The sequence below is a fragment of the Amycolatopsis vancoresmycina genome (genome assembly GCF_000716785.1).
Lineage (GTDB): Bacteria > Actinomycetota > Actinomycetes > Mycobacteriales > Pseudonocardiaceae > Amycolatopsis > Amycolatopsis vancoresmycina.
Genome location: NZ_JNYY01000043.1, coordinates 1 through 19,778, shown reverse-complemented (window position 1 = coordinate 19,778; position 19,778 = coordinate 1). Strand labels below are relative to the sequence as shown.

14 protein-coding genes are annotated in these 19,778 nt (G+C 71.5%); 9 read left to right on the top strand and 5 right to left on the bottom strand.

The window, feature by feature from the left end:
• Positions 1–95: 95 nt before the first annotated feature.
• Positions 96–959, bottom strand: coding sequence for a 3-methyl-2-oxobutanoate hydroxymethyltransferase (panB, locus tag OO60_RS44160; protein WP_003098256.1), 864 nt, complete (start codon positions 957–959; stop codon positions 96–98).
• Positions 960–1,197: 238 nt separating this feature from the next.
• Between panB and lysX the strand changes: the two genes are divergently transcribed.
• The 3 genes from lysX (at position 1,198) to OO60_RS44145 (ending at position 5,804) form a co-directional block, all read left to right on the top strand.
• Positions 1,198–4,521, top strand: coding sequence for a bifunctional lysylphosphatidylglycerol synthetase/lysine--tRNA ligase LysX (lysX, locus tag OO60_RS44155; RefSeq protein ID WP_003098254.1), 3,324 nt, complete (start codon positions 1,198–1,200; stop codon positions 4,519–4,521).
• Between the two features lie 64 nt (positions 4,522–4,585).
• Positions 4,586–5,152, top strand: a complete 567-nt coding sequence (locus tag OO60_RS44150) for a hypothetical protein (protein ID WP_240490763.1) — start codon at positions 4,586–4,588, stop codon at positions 5,150–5,152.
• 61 nt (positions 5,153–5,213) lie between these two features.
• On the top strand, positions 5,214–5,804 hold the full coding sequence (locus OO60_RS44145; protein WP_003098249.1) for a DinB family protein: 591 nt from the start codon (positions 5,214–5,216) through the stop codon (positions 5,802–5,804).
• A gap of 165 nt (positions 5,805–5,969) precedes the next feature.
• Here the strand turns inward: OO60_RS44145 and OO60_RS44140 are convergent, their stop codons facing one another.
• Complete coding sequence (locus tag OO60_RS44140) at positions 5,970–6,503, bottom strand: methylated-DNA--[protein]-cysteine S-methyltransferase (RefSeq protein WP_003098246.1); 534 nt, start codon at positions 6,501–6,503, stop codon at positions 5,970–5,972.
• Positions 6,504–6,586: 83 nt separating this feature from the next.
• On the opposite strand from OO60_RS44140, the gene OO60_RS44135 reads away from it, so the two are divergent.
• Complete coding sequence (locus tag OO60_RS44135) at positions 6,587–7,924, top strand: S8 family peptidase (RefSeq protein WP_240490762.1); 1,338 nt, start codon at positions 6,587–6,589, stop codon at positions 7,922–7,924.
• A gap of 7 nt (positions 7,925–7,931) precedes the next feature.
• Positions 7,932–8,546: a VOC family protein gene (locus tag OO60_RS44130; protein ID WP_033263630.1), complete on the top strand. Its 615-nt coding sequence runs from the start codon at positions 7,932–7,934 to the stop codon at positions 8,544–8,546.
• Here OO60_RS44130 and OO60_RS44125 read toward each other — a convergent pair.
• Both OO60_RS44125 and secA2 read right to left on the bottom strand, forming a co-directional pair.
• Positions 8,543–10,264 carry an NAD+ synthase gene (locus OO60_RS44125; RefSeq protein ID WP_003098235.1) on the bottom strand — a complete coding sequence of 574 codons (1,722 nt, stop codon included), beginning with the start codon at positions 10,262–10,264 and terminating at the stop codon, positions 8,543–8,545. The genes OO60_RS44130 and OO60_RS44125 overlap by 4 nt on opposite strands.
• A gap of 106 nt (positions 10,265–10,370) precedes the next feature.
• On the bottom strand, positions 10,371–12,710 hold the full coding sequence (gene secA2, locus OO60_RS44120) for an accessory Sec system translocase SecA2 (protein ID WP_003098232.1): 2,340 nt from the start codon (positions 12,708–12,710) through the stop codon (positions 10,371–10,373).
• 164 nt (positions 12,711–12,874) lie between these two features.
• On the opposite strand from secA2, the gene OO60_RS44115 reads away from it, so the two are divergent.
• Positions 12,875–14,425 (top strand): alpha/beta hydrolase, encoded by a 1,551-nt coding sequence (locus OO60_RS44115; protein ID WP_003098231.1) that lies wholly within the window; start codon positions 12,875–12,877, stop codon positions 14,423–14,425.
• Here the strand turns inward: OO60_RS44115 and OO60_RS44110 are convergent, their stop codons facing one another.
• Positions 14,426–15,034, bottom strand: coding sequence for an LppX_LprAFG lipoprotein (locus tag OO60_RS44110; protein ID WP_003098228.1), 609 nt, complete (start codon positions 15,032–15,034; stop codon positions 14,426–14,428).
• Between the two features lie 87 nt (positions 15,035–15,121).
• Between OO60_RS44110 and OO60_RS44105 the strand changes: the two genes are divergently transcribed.
• From OO60_RS44105 to OO60_RS44095, 3 genes are all read left to right on the top strand, one after another.
• Positions 15,122–16,402: an MFS transporter gene (locus OO60_RS44105; protein ID WP_003098224.1), complete on the top strand. Its 1,281-nt coding sequence runs from the start codon at positions 15,122–15,124 to the stop codon at positions 16,400–16,402.
• A gap of 61 nt (positions 16,403–16,463) precedes the next feature.
• Positions 16,464–17,807, top strand: coding sequence for a type I glutamate--ammonia ligase (gene glnA, locus OO60_RS44100; RefSeq protein ID WP_003098222.1), 1,344 nt, complete (start codon positions 16,464–16,466; stop codon positions 17,805–17,807).
• Positions 17,807–19,363 carry an amidase gene (locus OO60_RS44095; RefSeq protein WP_003098219.1) on the top strand — a complete coding sequence of 519 codons (1,557 nt, stop codon included), beginning with the start codon at positions 17,807–17,809 and terminating at the stop codon, positions 19,361–19,363. The genes glnA and OO60_RS44095 overlap by 1 nt, the downstream gene beginning before the upstream one ends.
• Positions 19,364–19,778: the final 415 nt, after the last annotated feature.

Genomic DNA, 19,778 nt, shown 5'->3' with positions numbered 1-19,778 from the left:
TGGCCACCCGCTACGCCAAACGCGCCGCCTACTACCAGGCCGAACTCACCATCGCCGCCATCGTCCTCTGGCTCCGATGACTTACAGGACAGCTCCTAGTCGTGGAACGCGTGCTCCGGCGCCGGGAACTCCCCGCGCCGGACGTCCTCGGCGAACGCCGTCGCCGCGTTCTGCAGCACCGTGGCGACGTCGGCGTAGCGCTTGACGAACCGCGGTGCCTTGCCGCGCCGCAGCCCGGCCATGTCCTGCCAGACGAGCACCTGCGCGTCGCAGTCCGGGCCGGCGCCGATGCCGACCGTCGGGATCTTCAGCTCCGCGGTGACGCGCTTGGCCGCTTCGGCGGGCACCATCTCCATCACCACCGCGAACGCCCCGGCCTCCTGCAGCGCCAGCGCGTCGGCGAGCAGCACGTCCGCCGCTTCGCCGCGCCCCTGCACCCGGTAGCCGCCGAGGTTGTGTTCACTCTGCGGGGTGAACCCGATGTGGCCCATCACCGGCACGCCGGCCGAGGTCAGCGCCTCGACGTGCGCGGCGAACCGGCGGCCGCCTTCGAGCTTGACGGCGTGCGCGCGGCCCTCTTTCATGAACCGGACCGAGGTTTCCAGCGCTTGCTGCGGCGAGAGCTGGTAGGAGCCGAAGGGCAGGTCGGCGACCACGAGCGCGCGTTTGACCGACCGGGTGACCGCCCGGACCAGCGGCAGCAGCTCGTCGACCGTCACCGGCAGCGAGGTGTCGTAGCCGAACACGTTGTTGGCCGCGGAGTCGCCGACGAGCAGCACGGGGATCCCGGCCTCGTCGAACAGGGCGGCGGTGTACATGTCGTAGGCGGTGAGCATGGGCCACGGTTCGCCGCGTTCCTTGAGCTCACGCAGGTGGTGGACACGGACCTTCCGGCCCGCGGCCGGCTTGGCGGCGGGTCCGGTGCCGTAGGGGGCGGGTTCTTCGGCGCTGGCAGACATCGTCGTCGACCGTCCTTCCCTCGAGGCCTCGGTGAGGTCCCCGGGTCGTGGAACAGAGGCGTCTCACAGAGTGACACGCCCCCGTACCGGCCCCAACCGCCTGCGACCAGCTTCACACCCCCGAGGACCATGGGCCGTCAGCCTTGAGGTTGATGTCCGGGGACAACCAATCCGGGTTCACTTACGTCAAGAAGAGGGCATGACCACCGAACGGCCGCGAAAGGCGACGAAAGCACCCATGGGAAACCTCGCGAGCTCGCGTCCGCGCCTTCCCGTCTGGAAGGCGAAGGCCGGCGGCATCGTCGCGACCGTGGTCCAGCTGGCCGCCGTGTTCTCGGTGATCCTGCTGTTCACCAACGGCGCGCACGGCCGCCTCCTCAACGGCATCGACATGGCGTTCTCCGCCCTCAGCGTGCCGACCAGCGCGAGCCTGGTCATGGTCCTGCTGCTGGTCGTCCTGGGCGGCGCCCTGCGGCGGCGCAAGAAGGCGGCGCTGTACACGCTGGTGCTGTTCCAGGTCGGCGGGCTGCTGATCACCCTGGCCCTGCAGGCGACGCTGCTGTGGTCGCCCGAGCTGCTCTCGCTCGGGTCGAAGCAGGTGCGGCACATCCCGGTCCAGCTGTGGGCCCTCACCGCGGCCGACGTGCTGTCGGTGGGCCTGATCGTGTTCCTCCTCGCGCTGCGCCCGGCCTTCCCGGCCCGGCTCGCGCCGAGCGCCTGGCGCGACGGCCTGACCATGCTGTTCGGCGGCTTCGCCGTGGTCATCCTGGTCGGCTGGGGGCTGGCGGAGGCGTTCCCGGGCCACCTCGGCGACTCGTGGGAGCGGTTCGCCTGGGTCGTCAACCACGCCACCGGCGAGAACCTGCAGCTGCGCCGGATCGGTGTCGGCGAGGGGCCGGGCTGGCTCGACGTCTTCCTCGACCTCAGCGCGACCGCGGTCGCCACCGGAGCGCTGTACATGCTCTTCCGCGGCGTACGCAGCCGCGGCCTGCGTACGGACGACGAGGAGCTCCGCCTGCGCCGCCTGCTCGCCGACCACGGCGAGGACGACTCCCTCGGCTACTTCGCGACCCGGCGTGACAAGAGCGTCGTCTTCGCGCCGAACGGCCGCGCGGCGGTCACCTACCGCGTCCTCGGCGGCACCAGCGTCGCCAGCGCCGACCCGGTCGGCGACCCGGAGGCGTGGCCCGACGCGGTCCGCGCGTGGCTCGACGAGACGCGCACGTACGGCTGGACACCGGGCGTGCTCGGGGCGAGCGAACGCGGCGCGAAGGTGTACACCGACGCCGGGCTGCGCGCCCTGGAAATCGGCGACGAAGCGGTCCTCGACGTCCGCGAGTTCAGCCTGGCCGGCCCGGAGCGGCGCTCGGTGCGCCAGGCCGTCAAGCGCATCGAACGGGCCGGGTACACCTCGCGGGTCCGCCGTCACGGCGAGATCCCCGCGGCCGAGATGACCGAGCTGCTCTGGCGGGCGCAGGCCTGGCGCGGCGCGGAGACCGAACGCGGGTTCTCGATGGCGCTGGGCCGGCTCGGCGACGCCAGCGACGGCCGCAGCGTGATGGTCGAGGCGTACGACGCCCACGGCGAGCTGCGCGGGCTGCTGTCGTTCGTCCCCTGGGGCCGCCGCGGGCTGTCGCTGGACCTCATGCGCCGCGACCGCGACGCCGAGAACGGCCTCAACGAGTACATGATCGCCGAGGTCGTCGCGGCCGCGCAGCACCTGGGCGCCCAGCGGATCTCGCTCAACTTCGCGATGTTCCGCGCGGTGTTCTCCGAGGGCGAGCGGATCGGCGCCGGCCCGGTGCTGCGGGCCTGGCGCGGCATCCTGAGCGTGTTCTCGCGGTTCTTCCAGCTGGAGTCGCTGTACCGGTCCAACGCCAAGTACGGGCCGGACTGGGAGCCGCGGTTCCTCTGCTACTCCTCGGCCCGGCGGCTGCCGCGGGTCGGCATCGTCGCGGGCGCGCTCGAAGGGTTCGTCCCGACCGGACGGTCGCGGTCGCTGCGGCTGGAGACGGTCGGCGAGGACTTCGTCGCCCGCGTCCGGGAAATCGAGGAGTCGGCGGCGGCCCCGGCGCCGAAGGCGGTGCGGCGGCCCGAGCAGGTCCGCGTCCGCATCGCCAAGCTCGGCAAGCTGCGCGAGGCCGGCATCGACCCGTACCCGGTCGGGTTCCGGCGCGACGACCACATCGGCGACGTCGTGGCGAAGTTCGGCGCGCTGACCCCGGACACCGCCACCGGGCACCGCGTCCGGATCGCCGGGCGCGTGCTGAACCTGCGCGTCCTCGGCGGCCTGTGCTTCGCGCGCATCAAGGACTTCAGCGGCGAGATCCAGCTGATGCTCGAGGCGGGCGAACTCGACCTCGCCGGCTGGCGGACCGGCGTCGACCTCGGCGACCACGTCGGCGTCAGTGGCCAGGTCGTGACGTCGAAGCGGGGCGAGCTCTCGGTGCTCGTGGACGAGTGGACGGTCACCGCGAAGTGCCTGCACCCGTTGCCCGACAAGCGGAAGGGCCTCACCGACCCGGAGACGCGGGTCCGGCAGCGCTACCTCGACCTGGCGGTCAACCCGGACTCGACGAACATGCTGCGGCTGCGGTCCACGGTGGTCCGCGCGGTCCGCGACCGGCTGCACCACGCCGACTACCTCGAGGTCGAGACGCCGATGCTGCAGACCGTCCACGGTGGCGCGAACGCCCGGCCGTTCGTCACCCACATCAACGCCTACGACATGCGGATGTACCTGCGGATCGCGCCCGAGTTGTACCTCAAGCGGCTGTGCGTGGCCGGCGTCGAGCGCGTCTTCGAGCTCAACCGCAACTTCCGCAACGAAGGCGTGGACGCGACGCACAACCCCGAGTTCACGATGCTCGAGGCGTACCAGGCGTATGCGGACTACGACACGATGCGGGTGCTGACCCGCGAGCTCGTCCAGCACGCGGCCGAAGCGGCGTACGGCGGCCAGGTCGTGCGAAGGCCCGACGCCGACGGCAAGGTCGTCGAGCACGACATCTCGGGCGACTGGCCGGTGGTCCCGGTGCACGAAGCCGTTTCGGCGGTGTTCGGCGAGCAGATCGATTCCGGGACGCCGGTGGCCGACCTGCGCCGGCTGTGCGCCGCCGCGGGCGTGCCGGTGGGGGAGGACCCGAGCCACGGCGACCTGGTGCTCAAGGCGTTCGAGCACCTCGTCGAGGGCGCGACCGTGCTGCCGACGTTCTACACCGACTACCCGACCGACGTCTCGCCGCTGACCCGCCAGCACCGCGCGGACCCGCGGCTGGCCGAGCGCTGGGACCTGATCGCGTTCGGCTCCGAGGTCGGCACGGCCTACACCGAGCTGACCGACCCGATCGAACAGCGGCGCCGGCTGGAGGCGCAGTCGCTGCGCGCGGCCAGCGGCGACGTCGAGGCGATGGAACTGGACGAGGACTTCCTGCTGGCCCTGGAGCACGGAATGCCGCCCACCGGCGGCCTCGGCCTGGGCGTCGACCGGCTGCTCATGATGCTCACGGGTGCCTCCATCCGCCAGACAGTCCTGTTCCCCTTCGTCCGTCCGCAGGCATAACGGATCGGTCGACCTGGTCACGGTGACTCGGCCGGGGCCGGGGAGGTCGCTTACTGTGTGCCTCGTGCGCACGGCTCGGATCGCCTCGGCCCTTCTGATAGGGGTGGCCGTCCTCTCGTATTCGGGCTGGCTGCTGGAATTCGTCCTGCCCACGGGCGTCTCCCCGGTGCGAGACCCGGCTGAGGCGCTGCTCTTCGGGCCGCCGGTGTTCCGGATCCTGCTCGCGATCTCGGGCGTGGCGTTCCTGCTCGCCGGGCCCCCGCTGCACCGGCTCGGCCCGGTCCAGTGGTCGGCGCGGCTCAGCTCGATCTCGGTGAGCGCGTTCGGCCTCGGCGTGCTGCTCCAGGCCGCCTATCCCGAGCGCAGCGACGTGTGGTCGGCGCTGCTCAGCCTCGTCCTCGTCGGCGGGGTGATCAGCCTGATCCTGTGGTGGCCGCCCGGCTGGCGCGCGCTCGCGGTCGCCGGGCTGGTGGTGGTGCTGGCGACCTGGCTGGCCGTGGTGCTGGCCCGGCAGCTGGACACGTTCGAGGGCGTGTTCACGCGGGTCCAGCTGGTGGTCCGCGCCGCGCTGTACAGCATCGGCGGGGCGTACGCCTTCGTGAAGCCGGCGCCCCGCCACGCGCACCGGTAGCGAAATTGTCGGTGCCGGGTGGCACGATCGCCGCACACACCCTCTAGGCGGGAGAGATGACATGGCGGGAAACGTGCGCCCGGTGGCCGACGAGCGTGACGGGCTGCTGAGCTTCCTGGAGCAGCAGCGGTACGTGCTCAGGCTGGCGGCCTACGGATTGACCGACGAGCAGGCGAGACTCGCTTCGACGAAGAGCACGCTGTCGGTGGGCGGGCTGATCAAGCACGTGGCGAGCACCGAGTACGGCTGGATGGACACGGTGCAGCAGGTGCCGCAGAAGCCGTTCGCGGAGGGCGTGGCGGAGTACGAAGCGGCGCACCGGATGGGCCCGGACGAGACCCTGGACGGCCTGCTGGCCCGCTACGACGAGGTGGCGGCCCGCACGGCGGAGGTCATCGCGGGCATCGACGACCTCGGCCGGCCGGTCCCGGTCCCGAAGGGCGTCCCGTGGTTCCCCCAGGACGTCGACGCGTGGTCGGTCCGCTGGGTCCTGCTCCACCTGATCCAGGAGACGGCCCGCCACGCGGGCCACGCGGACATCATCCGCGAGCACATCGACGGCGGCACGGCCTTCCCCCTGATGGCCGCCGCCGAGGGCTGGCCCGAGTCCCCCTGGATGAAGCCCTGGACCCCAACAACCCAACCAGCCTGACCCCCCGGCTAACCGACCCCCCAGGTACGCGAGTCGTCCGCCCAGGTACGCGAGTCGTCCCTCCAGGTACGCGAGTCGTCCGCCTGGGTACGCGTGATGCCCCCTCAGTCACGCGTGATGCCTCTCCAGTCACGCGTGATGCCCCTCGGCGCACGGGCCGGCGGCTCAGAACAGCGTCGGCTCGTCCGCCAGCGCGCCTTCGATCACGAGCATCCGGCGTTTCGTCCCGACCCCGCCCCGCGCCGAGAACCCGCCGTCCTTCCCGCCCGCCGCCAGCACCCGGTGGCACGGCACGATGATCGGGAACGGGTTGTGCCCCATCGCCTGCCCGACGGCCTGCGCCGATCCCGGCTGCCCGAGCCGGTGCGCGATGTCGCCGTACGTCAGCGTCTTGCCCGGCGGGATCGTCCGCGCCACCTCGTACGCGCGCCGGTTGAACTCCGGCACCGCGGAGAAGTCCAGCGCCACCGAAGCCAGGTCCTGACGCGCCCCGCCCAGCAACGCCACGATCCCGTCCACCGCCTCCTGCACCGGCGACGGCGGCGTCCCCTCGACGGCGTCCGGGAACCGCCGGGCCAGCCAGGCCCGGGTCCGCGAAGCACTGCCCTCGGGCAGGGACGTCCCGACGACGACGTCGTCGCGCCACGCGACCCCGCACACCCCGATCGCCGTGTCGAACACCGTGAACCCCGTCGTCATGCCGCCAGCCTACGACCGAAGAGGGGTACCGCCCCGCCCCGAATGATCGCTAAGTTCGGTTTGGGCGATTTCGAGGAGGACGTGTGCGGCGAGCAATCCTGGTGACGGCTCTGCTCCTGCTCGGTCAGGCCACCCCCGCGGCCGCCGACCCCCTGGTGATGCCGCACGTCGTCGTCGCGCACCACACGGGCTGGGCCGAACTCGTCGTCAAGCAGGCCGGCGGCACGGTCGTCGCGAGCTACCCGCAGATCGGCGTCGTCGTCGCGTACACGGCGAAGGACGACTTCGCCGCGAAGGTCCGCCGAACGCCCGGCATCGACGCCGTCGGCGCGACGCGCACCGCGAAGATCCCGAAGGAGTTCTTCGCGCCCCGCAAGGACCTCCGCTACACCGGTCCCGGCTCGCCGAACTCCGGTCAGGTCCCGCCGGAGGGGACGGCGTGGGACGTCCCGGCGCTGCACCTGCCCGAAGCGCACCGGGTCACCGACGGCAGCCGGCGCACCCTCGTCGGCGTCCTCGACGTCGGCGTCGACGACACCCACCCGGAGCTGAAAGCCGCGTTCGACCGCAGGAACTCCGTCTCCTGCCTGTCCGGCCGGCCCGACCGCGGCCCCGGTGCGTGGCGCCCCACGCTCGACGGCCACGGCACGCACGTCGCGGGCACGATCGCCGCGGCCCGCAACGGAACCGGCGTCGTCGGCGTCGCCCCCGGAGTCGGGATCGCCGCGGTCAAGCTCGCCGAGCTCGACGACACCGAGACGGCCGAGAGCATGGTCTGCGGGTTCGTCTGGGCCGCCGAACACGGCTTCGCGGTGGCGAACAACAGCTACCGCTCGATCCCGTGGCGCTACAACTGCGACGACCAGCCGGACCAGGCCGCGGCGAAGCTCGCCGTCGGCCGGGCGGTCGCCTACGCGCAACGCCGCAACGTCCTCGTGGTCGCCTCCGCCGGCAACGCCGGAATCAACCTGGACACCCGATCGGTGGACAAGGAAAGCCCGGCCGACAGCACGCCGGTGGAGCGCCGGATCGACCCGAGCTGCACCCGCCTGCCGCACGAGCTGCCCGGCGTCGTCGGCACCGGCGCGCTCGACGAGAAGCTCGGCAAAGCGAGCTTCTCCAACTACTCGGCGTCCCGCATCAGCGTCGCCGCGCCCGGCGCGCGCGTCTGGTCGACTTGGCCGAACGGCGAATACCGGTCCGCGAGCGGGACGTCGATGGCCGCGCCGCACGCGAGCGGCGTCGCGGCCCTGATCGCGAGCGAGCACCCGCACTGGAGCGCCGAGCGGATCAAGCGCGCTCTCTACGCCACGGCGGCGCCGCTGCCCTGCCCGGACACCACCTGCGCGCCCACGAAGCAAGGAACCACCTACTACGGCCACGGGATGGTCGATGCGGCGCGGGCCGTCGGCGCGGGATGATGGCGCCGTGCTCGATCACCTCGTCTACGCCGGACCGGACCTCGCCGACGCCGTCGCGCGGGTCGCCGCCCTCACCGGAGTCACGCCCGCGCCCGGCGGCCGGCACGTCGGCCTCGGCACGGCCAACCACCTCGCCGACCTCGGCGCGGGCATGTACCTGGAGGTGATCGGCCCGGATCCGGACCAGCCAGATCCCGAAGCGCCCCGGCCGTTCGGCATCGACGAGCTGACCGAGCCCGCGCTGGTCGCGTGGGCGGTCCGCACGCCGGACATCGACGCGACGATCGGGGCGGCCCGCGCCCACGGCTTCGACCCGGGCGACGCGACCGAGATGTCCCGCGAAACCGCCGACGGCGAAACGCTGCGCTGGCGCCTGACCCCGCCGAGCGTCCCGGGCACGCTGTACCCGTTCCTCATCGACTGGGGTTCGACGCCGCACCCGACCACGCGCGGCCTGCCCTCGATCCCGCTCCTGATGGTGACGGCCACCCACCCCGACCCGGCGTCCGTCCACACGGCGACGGACGCGTTGAACCTGGAGTTCCTGGTGCGCCGCGCCGCGAAAGCGAGCCTGACGGCGGCCCTCCGGACCCCGGAAGGCCGCCAGGTCGCGTTGAGCTAGGCCTTGCCCTCGCGCCACAGGTTGGTCATCGGCAGCCGCCGGTCGCGGCCGAACGCCTTGAACGTGATCTTCGTGCCCGGCGGGTACTGGCGCCGCTTGTACTCGGCCTTGTCGACCATCCGGACCACGCGGTCGATCGTCTCCGGGTCGAAGCCCGCCGAGATCAGGTCGGCGTACCCGCGGTCGCCCTCGACGTAGTCGTCGAGGATGTCGTCGAGCAGGGCGTAGTCCGGGAGCGAGTCGGTGTCCATCTGGCCCGGCCGCAGCTCGGCGGACGGCGGCTTGGTGATCGAGTTCTCCGGGATCGGCGGGGTCTCGCCGTTCTTCGCCGCCTCGGCGTTGCGCCACCGGGCCAGCTGCCAGACGTGCGTCTTGAAGACGTCCTTGATCGGGGCGAACGCGCCGACCGCGTCCCCGTAGATCGTCGAATACCCGACGGCGAGCTCGGTCTTGTTGCCGGTGGCCAGCACCAGGTGACCGTCCAGGTTGGACAGTGCCATCAGGAGCATGCCCCGCGTCCGCGCCTGGATGTTCTCTTCGGCCAGGCCGGTCAGGGACAGCTGGTCGACGTACACCCGGACCATGTCCTCGACCGGCTCGACCCGGTAGTGCGCGCCGATCCGCTGAGCCAGGTCGGCGGCGTCGTCCTTCGAGTGGCCCGAGGAGTACTTCGACGGCATCGAGACGCCGTAGACGTTGTCGCCGCCCAGCGCGTCCGCGGCCAGCGCCGCGCAGACCGCCGAGTCGATGCCGCCGGAGAACCCGAAGATCACCGACGAGAACCCGTTTTTGTGCACGTAGTCCCGCAGCCCGACGACCAGCGCGTGCCACACCTCGGCCTCGTCCGACAGCGGTTCGCTGATCATCGGCTCGGCGGAGGCCGGGTAAGCGGGCAGCGGGTCCGCGCTCAGCACCCGGCGCCGGACGTGCAGCCCTTCGAGCTCGCCGTCGGCGGCGTGCCCGCCCGCGGCGAGGTCCATGTCCAGCACCAGCAGGTGCTCGACGAACTGCGGCGCGCGGGCCACCAGCGTGCCGTCCGCGCCGACGACGAGCGAGTCGCCGTCGAAGACGAGGTCGTCCTGCCCGCCGACCTGGTTGGTGTAGACCAGCGGCGCCCCGGCTTCGGCGGCGCGGCGCGCGATGAGCGGCAGCCGCTGCTCGTCCTTGGACCGCTCGTACGGCGACGCGTTCGGCGCCACGACGAGGTCGACCCCGGCCCGGCCCAGCGCCGAGATCGGGCCGCCGTCCTGCCAGATGTCCTCGCAGATGACCATGCCGATGTCGAGCCCGTGGAAGCGGACGACGTCGAGCGTGGTGCCCGGCTTGTACCAGCGGTGCTCGTCGAAGACGCCGTAGTTGGGCAGGTGGTGCTTGAACTGCCGCGCGACGACCTCGCCGCGGTAGAGCGCGGCGGCGGCGTCCCGCGGGCCGACGTCGTCGAGGTCGAGGTACCCGATGTAGGTGAGCACTTCGCCGCAGCCGGCCTCGTCGAGGCGGCGCGCCAGCGACTCGACGCCCTGCCGCGAGGCGGCGGCGAAGGTCTTGCGCAGCGAGAGGTCCTCGATGGGGTAGCCGGTCAGGGACATCTCGGGGAAGACGACGACGTGGGCGCCGGCTTCGGCGGCCCGCCGCGTCCACTCGACGTGCAGGTCGGCGTTGCCGTCGAGGTCGCCGACGGTGGGGTTGACCTGGGCGAGCGCGATGCGCAGTTGCGGCATGCCGCCATTCTGTCCCACGGCCACCCGGAAGGCCGAGCGAATGTGGGGGAACCGTCGGTCGTGAGTGGTAAGGCGGGTTAGAACCCGCCTTACCACTCACGAGCCGCTACTTGCGCTTGATCATGCTCCGGACCTTCTTGATGGTCTGCTCGAAGTCCGAATCGAACGGGTTGTCGTGCACGAGGTACGTCCACGTCGTGTTCGCCCTGCGGACCCCGGCGTCGCCGAGGTCGATGCCCTCGTCCGTCAGCTCCGCCTCTTCGAGCGTCTTCGCCGCCCGCGAGTCGGCCTCCGCGATGATCTTGTGGAACTCGGGGATCGCCGCGCGGTGGAACTCGTCCAGCGGCGTCTCCCTGGCCAGCGCCCGCAGGTGGATGCTTTCGCGGACGTCGGTCAGGTACGCGAGGTGGTCCGACCAGAGCTGGTCGATGTGGAACAGCAGCACCTCGCGGCACATCTGCTCCAGCTTGTCCTGGTCGTCGAGCTTCTCCTTCAGCTCGCCGAACTTCTCCTCGTGCGCCTTCTCCAGCACCTCCGCCGCGTACGCGGTGCGAAGCACCTTGTCGCGGTGCACCAGCAGGTCACGTCGCTGCCGCTCGATCAGCCGCGTGTAGCGCCAGGTGTTGCGGTGGATCTCCAGGTCGACACCTTCGGCGACGCGCTGGGCGTGGTTGAGCTGCCGCAGCGCCGCGTTGTCGGTGATCTCGCCGGTCTCCTCGTCGTCGACGATGCCCTCGGGCACGTCCGGCGCGTTCGACAGCACGAGTTCGTCGTTCAGGCTCGCGAAGAAGATCGCGCTGCCCGGGTCGCCCTGGCGGCCCGAGCGGCCGCGCAGCTGCCCGTCGAGGCGGCTCGACGGGTACCGCGCGGTGCCGATGACGTGCAGCCCGCCCAGCTCGACGACCTCGTCGCGGGTGGCGCCGTCGGTGCCGCCCAGCCGGATGTCGGTACCGCGGCCGGCCATCTGCGTGGACACGGTGACCGCGCCCTTCTTGCCGGCCTCGGCGATGATCGCGGCCTCTTCGGCGTCGTTGCGCGCGTTGAGCACGACGCACTCGAGGTCGACCTTCGCCAGCTTCTCGGCCAGCTCTTCGGACTCGGCGACGTCCTGGGTGCCGACGAGGATCGGCCGCCCGGTCTCGTGCACCGTGCGGATCTCCTCCTCGATCGCCCGCAGCTTCTGCGACGGCGAAGCGAAGACGCGGTCTTCGAGGTCCTCGCGGATGTTCGGGGTGTTCGGCGGGATGACCGCGACCTCGAGCTCGTAGAACTCGCGCAGCTGCTCGGCGACGGCGACCGCGGTACCGGTCATGCCCGCGACCTCCGGGTACCGCGCGAGCAGCGCCTGGACGGTGATCGAGTCCAGGATTTCGCCGCGGTCGGTCGCGGTGACCTGCTCCTTCGCTTCGACGGCGGCCTGGAGGCCGTCCGGCCAGCGCTGCAGCTCGGCGACGCGGCCGCGGGCGGCGTTGATCAGCTGCACCTTGCCGTCGCGGACCAGGTAGTCGACGTCGCGGGTGAGCAGCGCGTGGGCGTGCAGGGCGACGTTCACCGCGGGGAGCCGGTCGGAGGCGGTCTCGCCGTAGAGGTCGTCGACCTCCAGGCCGAGCGACTTCGCGACGACGGACGCGCCGGCGTCGGTCAGCCAGGCGTTGCGGCCCTCGCTGTCGGTCTCGTAGTGCAGGCCGAGGCGCAGCCGCCGCACGACCTTCGCGACCTCTTCGTCGGCGTCGGTGTGGTCGATCGAACCGGCCATCACCAGCGGGACGCGGGCCTCGTCGACGAGCACCGAGTCCGCCTCGTCGACGATCGCGACCTCGGGCGCGGGCTGGACGAGGTCGTCGACCGACGTCACCAGCCGGTCCCGCAGCACGTCGAAGCCGATCTCGGCCACCGCGCCGTACGTGACGTCCTTGGCGTAGGCCTCGCGGCGCTCTTCCCGCGAGTGCGACGGCTGGACCCAGCCGACCGACACGCCGAGCAGCGCGTACACCGGGCCCATCCACTCCGCGTCGCGGCGGGCCAGGTAGTCGTTGACCGTGACGACGTGAACGCGCTTTCCGCGGATCGCGTACCCGGCCGCGGCCAGCGCGCCCGCGAGGGTCTTGCCCTCACCGGTCTCCATCTGGACGACGTGCTTGGTGAGCAGGCCCATCGTGCCCAGCACCTGCACGTCGAACGCGCGCTCGCCGAGGGCCCGCCGCGCGGCCTCCCGGCCCAGCGCGCACACCTCGATCAGCTGCTCGTCGCCGAACGCGGTGTCCTTCAGCTTCTCGCGGAGCTTGCCCGCCCGCTCGGTCAGCTCCTCGTCGGAGAGCTTCTCGAGCTCGGGTTCGAGCTTCTCGACCGCGGGCAGCAGAGCTTCGTAGCGGGTCAGCTCGACGCTGCCCGGCCGCTGGATGATCCGGCGGAGCTTCTTGCCCACCCGGCTGATCAGTGCTGCCACCCCTGGTCTCCCGTTCTCTCTCGCTCGGCCGGCCTCCACCACCCAACGCGACGGTGGTGCGTTCGAGTTCCGCGGCCGGATGGGACGATCCAACCGTGTTCCCTCATCCCAGCGCCAGGTCCGGTCGTATCCGACGCCGCCGGATCACCGCAATTGCGACATCCGTGCTGATCGCGGCCCCGCTGGCCGCCTGCACGTCCACCGGAACGGCGGTGCCGGCCCCGACGACCGAGTCGCACCCGCCGTCCGGGCCGGTGCCCGCGGGGCTGGAGCGGTTCTACGGCCAGAGCCTGACCTGGGCCGACTGCGCACCTTACGCGACGTCGGAAGACTCGCGGTCGGCGTTCCAGGCGAAGGACGTCCAGTGCGCGCGCCTGACCGTGCCGCTGGACTACGCCAAGCCGGCCGGGGACACGATCACCCTCGGCCTGCTCCGGCGCAAGGCCACCGGTGACCGGATCGGGTCGCTCGTGGTCAACCCCGGTGGCCCGGGCGCGTCGGGCATGGTCGCGGCCGCCGGGCTGGTCAAGCCGGCCACGAGCAGCGGCCTCGGAAAACGCTTCGACCTGGTCGGATTCGACCCGCGCGGGATCGGCGCGAGCCAGCCGGCCATCCACTGCCTGACCGATTCCGAGCGCGACGCCGACCGCGCCGACGACAGCGAGACCGACGGCTCGCCGGCGGGTGTGCAGAAGCAGGAAGCGCAGGAAAAGGACTTCGCCGCGAAGTGCGCCCAGCGCACCGACGACGGCACCGGGATGCTCGCCAACGTCGGCACCCGGGACGTCGTGAAGGACCTGGACGTCCTCCGCTCGGTCCTCGGCGACGAAAAGTTGACCTATCTGGGCTACTCCTACGGCACCCGGATCGGGTCGGCCTACGCCGAGGCGTTCCCGAAGAACGTCCGCGCGATGATCCTCGACGGCGCGGTCGACCCCGAACAGGACGCCGTCGAGTCCCTGGTCGCGCAGGGCCAGGGCTTCGGGACCGCGTTCACGCAGTTCGCGAAGTGGTGCACGGCCCAGCAGGACTGCGCGCTCGGCGCGAACCCGGACGGCGCGGTGAAGGCGTTCCAGGACCTGGTCCGGCCGCTGATCGACTTCCCGGTGCCGGTCGGCGACGGCCGCAAGCTCTCCTACGAGGACGCGACCACCGGCGTCATCCAGGCGCTCTACCAGCAGACGCTCTGGGACACCCTGAACTCGGGCCTCAACGAGCTGAAGCAGCAGCGCGGCGCGACGCTGGAGAAGCTCGCCGACATCTACAACGAGCGCGACTCCGACGGCCGGTACGGCACCACGCAGGACGCGTTCACGGCGATCCGCTGCGTCGACGACCCGCGCGTCACCGACCCGGCCGTCATCCTGAAGGCGCAGGAGCAGTACGTGCGGGTGGCGCCGTTCCTCGACGACGGCCGCCCGGCCTCGGCGGCCCGCGACGCGTGCGCGTTCTGGCCGGTGCCGAACACCTCGGAGCCGCACGTGCCGAACGTCGAAGGGCTGGCGAAGACGCTGGTCATCTCGACGACCAACGACCCGGCGACGCCGTACCAGGCGGGCGTCAACCTCGCGAAGGGCCTGAAGGGTGCGCTGCTCACCTTCGAAGGCACCCAGCACACGGTGTTCCTGCAGGGCGTGAAGTGCGTGGACCAGGCGGGCACGGACTACCTCGTCGACGGCACCGTGCCGCCGGAGGGCACCCGCTGCACGCCGTAGCTACGCCTGCTTGGTCAGCGACAGCTCGATCATCACCGGGCTGAGGTGGTTGTCCGGCGGCGGGATCTGCACCCACAGCCGGACGAACCGCCGCGGCTCGCTGTCGGACACCCACACCTTGACGGTGAGGTCGGCGCCGACCTGCGCGAGCACGCCGTGCGCGACGGCGGCGGGCACCCGGCCGCCGACCCGCAGCGCGGCCGCGCCGTCGACGTTCTCGCGGCCCTCGGTCTTGGCGTCGGTCACGCCGTCGAGCAGCCGCTTCAGCCCGCCTTCCGGGCCGAGGAACGCGTCGACCCGGTAGGGCGGGTCCTGGCTGTCGTGCACGTCGAAGGGGAACTTGGTGTGCCCGTCGCCGTCCTGGACGTCGGCCGTGCCGGTCGCGTGGCCGCCGTCGTCCAGGCTCGCGTCGCCCTCGATCTGGCGGAGCGGGAAGCCCGGGAGCACGCCGTTGACCCCGGCCGCGAAGTGCACGCTGCGCACCGAGGCGAACGACGTCGCCGCCGCGCGGACCAGCTCGGCGCCCGCCGGGAAGGGGCCTCGCGTGTCGGGGGAGCCCGTGCACCCGGCCGTCAGCAGGAGCACGAGCAGGAGGGCGAGGCGGCGCATCCCCGAAGCCTACTGATGGCCTGATCCTTGCGGATGATGTCCTTCCGGCCACTTCCGCCGGCCCGCGCGCGCGGAGAGACTGCCGGAGTGACTGTCGAAACCCGTCCCGCCCCGAAGCTGCACCGCGCCTGGCTGATCGCCGGTGCCGCCTTCGTCGCGCTGCTCGCCTCCGCCGGCTTCCGCGCCGCTCCCGGTGTCCTCATCGACCCGCTGCACGAGGAGTTCGGCTGGTCCCGCACCACGATCAGCTCCGCCGTCTCGGTCAACCTCGTGCTCTTCGGCCTCTTCGCGCCCTTCGCGGCCGCGTTGATGGAGCGCTTCGGCATCCGGCGCGTCTCGGCGACGGCGTTGACCGTCATCGCCCTCGGCGCGGGCGGCACGGTGTTCATGACCGCGAGCTGGCAGCTCGTGCTCTGCTGGGGCGTGCTGGTCGGGCTGGGCACCGGCTCGATGGCCATGGGCTTCGCGGCGATGGTGGCGACACGGTGGTTCGTGCAGCGCCGCGGCGTCGTCACCGGCGTCCTGACCGCCGCGGGCGCCACCGGCCAGCTGATCTTCCTGCCGCTCATCGCAAACCTGGCGGTGACGTCGGGGTGGCGCACGGCGTCGCTGGTGATCGCGATCGCCGCGCTCGCCGTCGTCCCGGTGGTCCTGCTGGTGATCCGCGACCACCCGGCGGACGTCGGCACCACGGCCTACGGCGCGCCCGCCGACGCCGAGGTCGCGCGCCCGGCGCCGAAGACCGGCTCGGTCCGCCGCGCCCTGTCCGTGCTGGGCCAGGCCGCCCGCACCCGGACGTTCTGGCTGCTCGCGGTCGGCTTCGCGATCTGCGGCGCGACGACCAACGGCCTGGTCGGCACCCACTTCGTGCCGGCCGCGCACGACCACGGCATGCCGCAGACGACCGCGGCGGGCCTGCTGGCGCTGGTCGGCGTCTTCGACGTCGTCGGCACGATCTTCTCCGGCTGGCTCACCGACCGCGTCGACCCGCGGGTCCTGCTCGGCGTCTACTACGCGCTGCGCGGGCTCTCGCTGGCGCTGCTGCCGCAGCTGTTCACCGACTCCGTGCAGCCGAGCATGTGGGCGTTCATCCTGTTCTACGGCCTCGACTGGGTGGCCACGGTCCCGCCGACCGTCGCGCTCTGCGTCCGCGCGTTCGGCGACGCCGGCCCGATCGTGTTCGGCTGGGTGTTCGCCTGCCACCAACTCGGCGCGGCGTTCGCGGCCTCGGCCGCCGGCCTGGTCCGCGACCAGCTCGGCAACTACAACCTGGCCTGGTACTCCGCCGCGGTCCTGGCGATCATCGCGTCGATCGCTTCGGTGGCCATCACGCGCGCCAAGCAGCCCGTTCCGGTGCTCGCGAAGTGACTTGGGCACCGTCGGCGCGTCGTGAAACACGCCGTTAACACGCTGTGGTTAGGGTGCGGCCATGGATCGCCAGCAGGAATTCGTGCTCCGCACGCTCGAGGAGCGCGACATCCGTTTCGTTCGTCTCTGGTTCACCGATGTGCTGGGGTTCCTCAAGTCCGTCGCGGTCGCGCCGGCCGAGCTCGAAGGCGCCTTCAACGACGGAATCGGCTTCGACGGCTCGGCCATCGAGGGCTTCGCGCGCGTCTACGAATCGGACATGGTCGCCAAACCGGACCCGGCGACGTTCCAGGTGCTGCCCTGGGAGACCCCCGACGGCGGCCCGTACTCGGCCCGCATGTTCTGCGACATCGCGATGCCGGACGGTTCGCCGTCCTGGGCCGACCCGCGGCACGTGCTGCGCCGCCAGCTGTCGAAGGCCGCCGAGGCCGGCTTCACCTGCTACGTCCACCCCGAGATCGAGTTCTTCCTCCTCTCGAACATGCCGGAGGACGGTAGCGAACCCGAGCCCGCCGACAACGGCGGCTACTTCGACCAGGCCAGCCACGCCACGGCGACGCACTTCCGCCGTCACGCCATCGAGACCCTCGAGGCGATGGGCATCTCGGTCGAGTTCAGCCACCACGAAGGGGCACCGGGTCAGCAGGAAATCGACCTCCGTTACGCCGATGCGCTGACGATGGCCGACAACGTGATGACGTTCCGTTACGTCGTCAAGGAGGTCGCGCTGACCCAGGGCGTGCGCGCCACGTTCATGCCCAAGCCGTTCACCGACCAGCCGGGCTCGGGCATGCACACGCACGTCAGCCTGTTCGAAGGCGACCGCAACGCCTTCTACGACGCCGAGGACCCGCACGAGCTGTCGGAGACCGGCAAGGCCTTCGTCGCCGGGGTGCTCCACCACGCGAAGGAGATCTCGGCGGTCACCAACCAGTGGGTGAACTCCTACAAACGCCTGATCAGCGGCAGTGAGGCGCCGACGACGGTCTCCTGGGGCCGGGCGAACCGCTCGGCGCTCGTCCGCGTCCCGATGTATTCACCCGGAAAGGCGTCATCCCGGCGGGTGGAGATCCGTACCCTGGACTCGGCGTGCAACCCGTACCTCGCGTACTCGGTCATCCTGGCCGCGGGGCTCAAGGGGATCGAGAAGGGTTACGAGCTGCCGCCGCCTGCCGAGGACAACATCTGGCAGCTGAGCGACGCCGAGCGGCGCGCCGCCGGGTACGCACAGCTACCGCAGAACCTGGGAGAAGCACTGGCCGAGATGGAGAAGTCCGAACTGCTGCCGGAAGCGCTCGGCGAGCACGTCTACGACTTCTTCCTCCGGAACAAGCGCGTGGAGTGGGACAACTACCGCAGCGCGGTCACCCCGTACGAACTCCGAACCCTCCTGCCGGTGCTCTGATGGGGCGGCGGCCGGTGTTCCTCGCGATCCTGGCCGCCGCACTCGTGCTCGTCCCCGCCGCGCCCGCTTCGGCGTCGCCGCCGAAGTTCGACCTCGACTCGGCCGACATCCCGGCGCTGCAGGCGCGGATGGCGTCCGGCCGGCTCACCGCCGTGGGCCTGACCAGCACTTACCTCGACCGGATTCACCGGATCGACGGTAAGGTCAACGCGGTCCTGGCCCTCAACCCGGCGGCGCTCGGACAGGCCGCGGCCAGCGACGCGCGACGTCGTGCGCACCACCTCCGCGGGCCGCTCGACGGCATCCCGGTGCTGGTCAAGGACAACGTCGACACGCGCGACCAGTGGACGACGGCCGGCTCGCGGGCCCTGCGCAGCCGCCCGGATGCCGACGCGACGCTGATCACCCGGTTGCGTGACGCCGGCGCGGTGGTCCTCGGCAAGGCGAACCTCTCCGAATGGGCGAACTTCCGCGCCGCGAAGCCGACGTCCGGTTGGTCGGGCGTCGGCGGGCAGACGAACAACCCGTACGTGCTGGACTACAACCCGTGCGGGTCGTCCGCCGGGTCCGCGGCCGGCGTCGCGGCGTCGCTGGCCCAGGTGGCGATCGGGTCCGAGACGGACGGCTCGATCGTGTGCCCCGCCGGGATGACCGCGACGGTCGGCCACAAACCCAGCCTCGGCCTGGTCAGCCGCACCGGCGTGGTGCCGATCTCCGCCGAGCAGGACACCGCGGGCCCGATCGCCCGCAACGTCGTCGACGTGGCACTCACGCTGTCGGTCCTGCAGGGGCGCGACCCCGCGGACCCGGCCACCCTGACGTACCCGCGCACCCAGCCGACGGACTACGCGAAGCTGCTTCGCCCGGGCGTCCTGCGCGGCGCGCGAATCGGCCTGTGGCGGCTGCCCGTCCTCGGCCCGGCGACCGACGCGATCATGACCTCGGCGCGGAACTCGCTGGTCAAGGCGGGTGCGACGGTCGTCGAGGTGACGTTGCCCTACCAAGCACGGCTGGGGGAGCTGGAGTTCCCGGCGCTGCTGACGGAGTTCCACCGCGACATCGACGCGTACCTGGCGACCCGCCCGCGCGGCCCGCGGAACCTGGCCGAGCTGATCGCGTACAACCGCGCGGACCCGCTGGAGCAGACGTGTTTCGCCGGGCAGGAGTTGTTCGAGCAGGCACTGGCCGCGCCGCCGCCGTCTGACCCGGGCTACCTCGCCGGCCGGGCGGAGCTTTCGGACCTCGCGCGCCGGTCACTGGACGAGACGTTGGCCCGGTACCACCTGGACGCGATCGCGTCGCCGACCAACCCGCCGGCGTGGAAGACCGACTGCGCGGTGGGCGACAACGACGTGATCCCGTCCTCGACCCCGGCCGCGGTGGCGGGCTACCCGGACGTGACGGTGCCGGCCGGGTTTGCCGGACCCCTTCCCGTGGGCATCTCGTTCATGGGGGCGCGGTGGTCCGACGCCCGGATGCTGGCGTTGGCGGCGGACTTCTCGCGGGTGGCTCCGGCGCGGGTCCCGCCGAGGTTCCTGCCGACCCTGCCGTCGTAGCCGTCCGTAAGCGCTCTGACCTGCGGCGATGTCGTTAAGTGACCCCCCTGTTCTGGGGCGGTTCGGGGGCATGTAATCTTCTCTTCGTCGCCAGGAACACCGGGTCACACCGGGGCCGCAAGCCCCGGAGGCCAGGCCGGGACGAGCGGGTTGACACCGCGGATCGGACCGGGTAATGTTCAGCGTCGGCCCACGAGCGGCCGCCGAATCCCTACGACTAAACCCGTAGGCTGAGGCATGCTCGACCAAAAGCTTGTGAATATCGCTTGGAACAACTGCCGAGGATTTAGCCGCCGATAAAGCGGTCGGATTCAGAGTGTGTTGCTTGAGAACTCAACAGTGTGCTAGTGAACTAAGCCAGTAGAGCTTATATGAAACCCCCTCGTCGGGGTTTCCTTTGAGATGCAAGAAATTG

Coding starts and splice junctions, on each gene's coding strand:
- panB (WP_003098256.1), bottom strand. CDS start 959: ATGTCTGCCAGCGCCGAAGAACCCGCCCCCTACGGCACCGGACCCGCC.
- lysX (WP_003098254.1), top strand. CDS start 1,198: ATGGGAAACCTCGCGAGCTCGCGTCCGCGCCTTCCCGTCTGGAAGGCG.
- OO60_RS44145 (WP_003098249.1), top strand. CDS start 5,214: ATGGCGGGAAACGTGCGCCCGGTGGCCGACGAGCGTGACGGGCTGCTG.
- OO60_RS44140 (WP_003098246.1), bottom strand. CDS start 6,503: ATGACGACGGGGTTCACGGTGTTCGACACGGCGATCGGGGTGTGCGGG.
- OO60_RS44125 (WP_003098235.1), bottom strand. CDS start 10,264: ATGCCGCAACTGCGCATCGCGCTCGCCCAGGTCAACCCCACCGTCGGC.
- OO60_RS44110 (WP_003098228.1), bottom strand. CDS start 15,034: ATGCGCCGCCTCGCCCTCCTGCTCGTGCTCCTGCTGACGGCCGGGTGC.
- glnA (WP_003098222.1), top strand. CDS start 16,464: ATGGATCGCCAGCAGGAATTCGTGCTCCGCACGCTCGAGGAGCGCGAC.
- OO60_RS44095 (WP_003098219.1), top strand. CDS start 17,807: ATGGGGCGGCGGCCGGTGTTCCTCGCGATCCTGGCCGCCGCACTCGTG.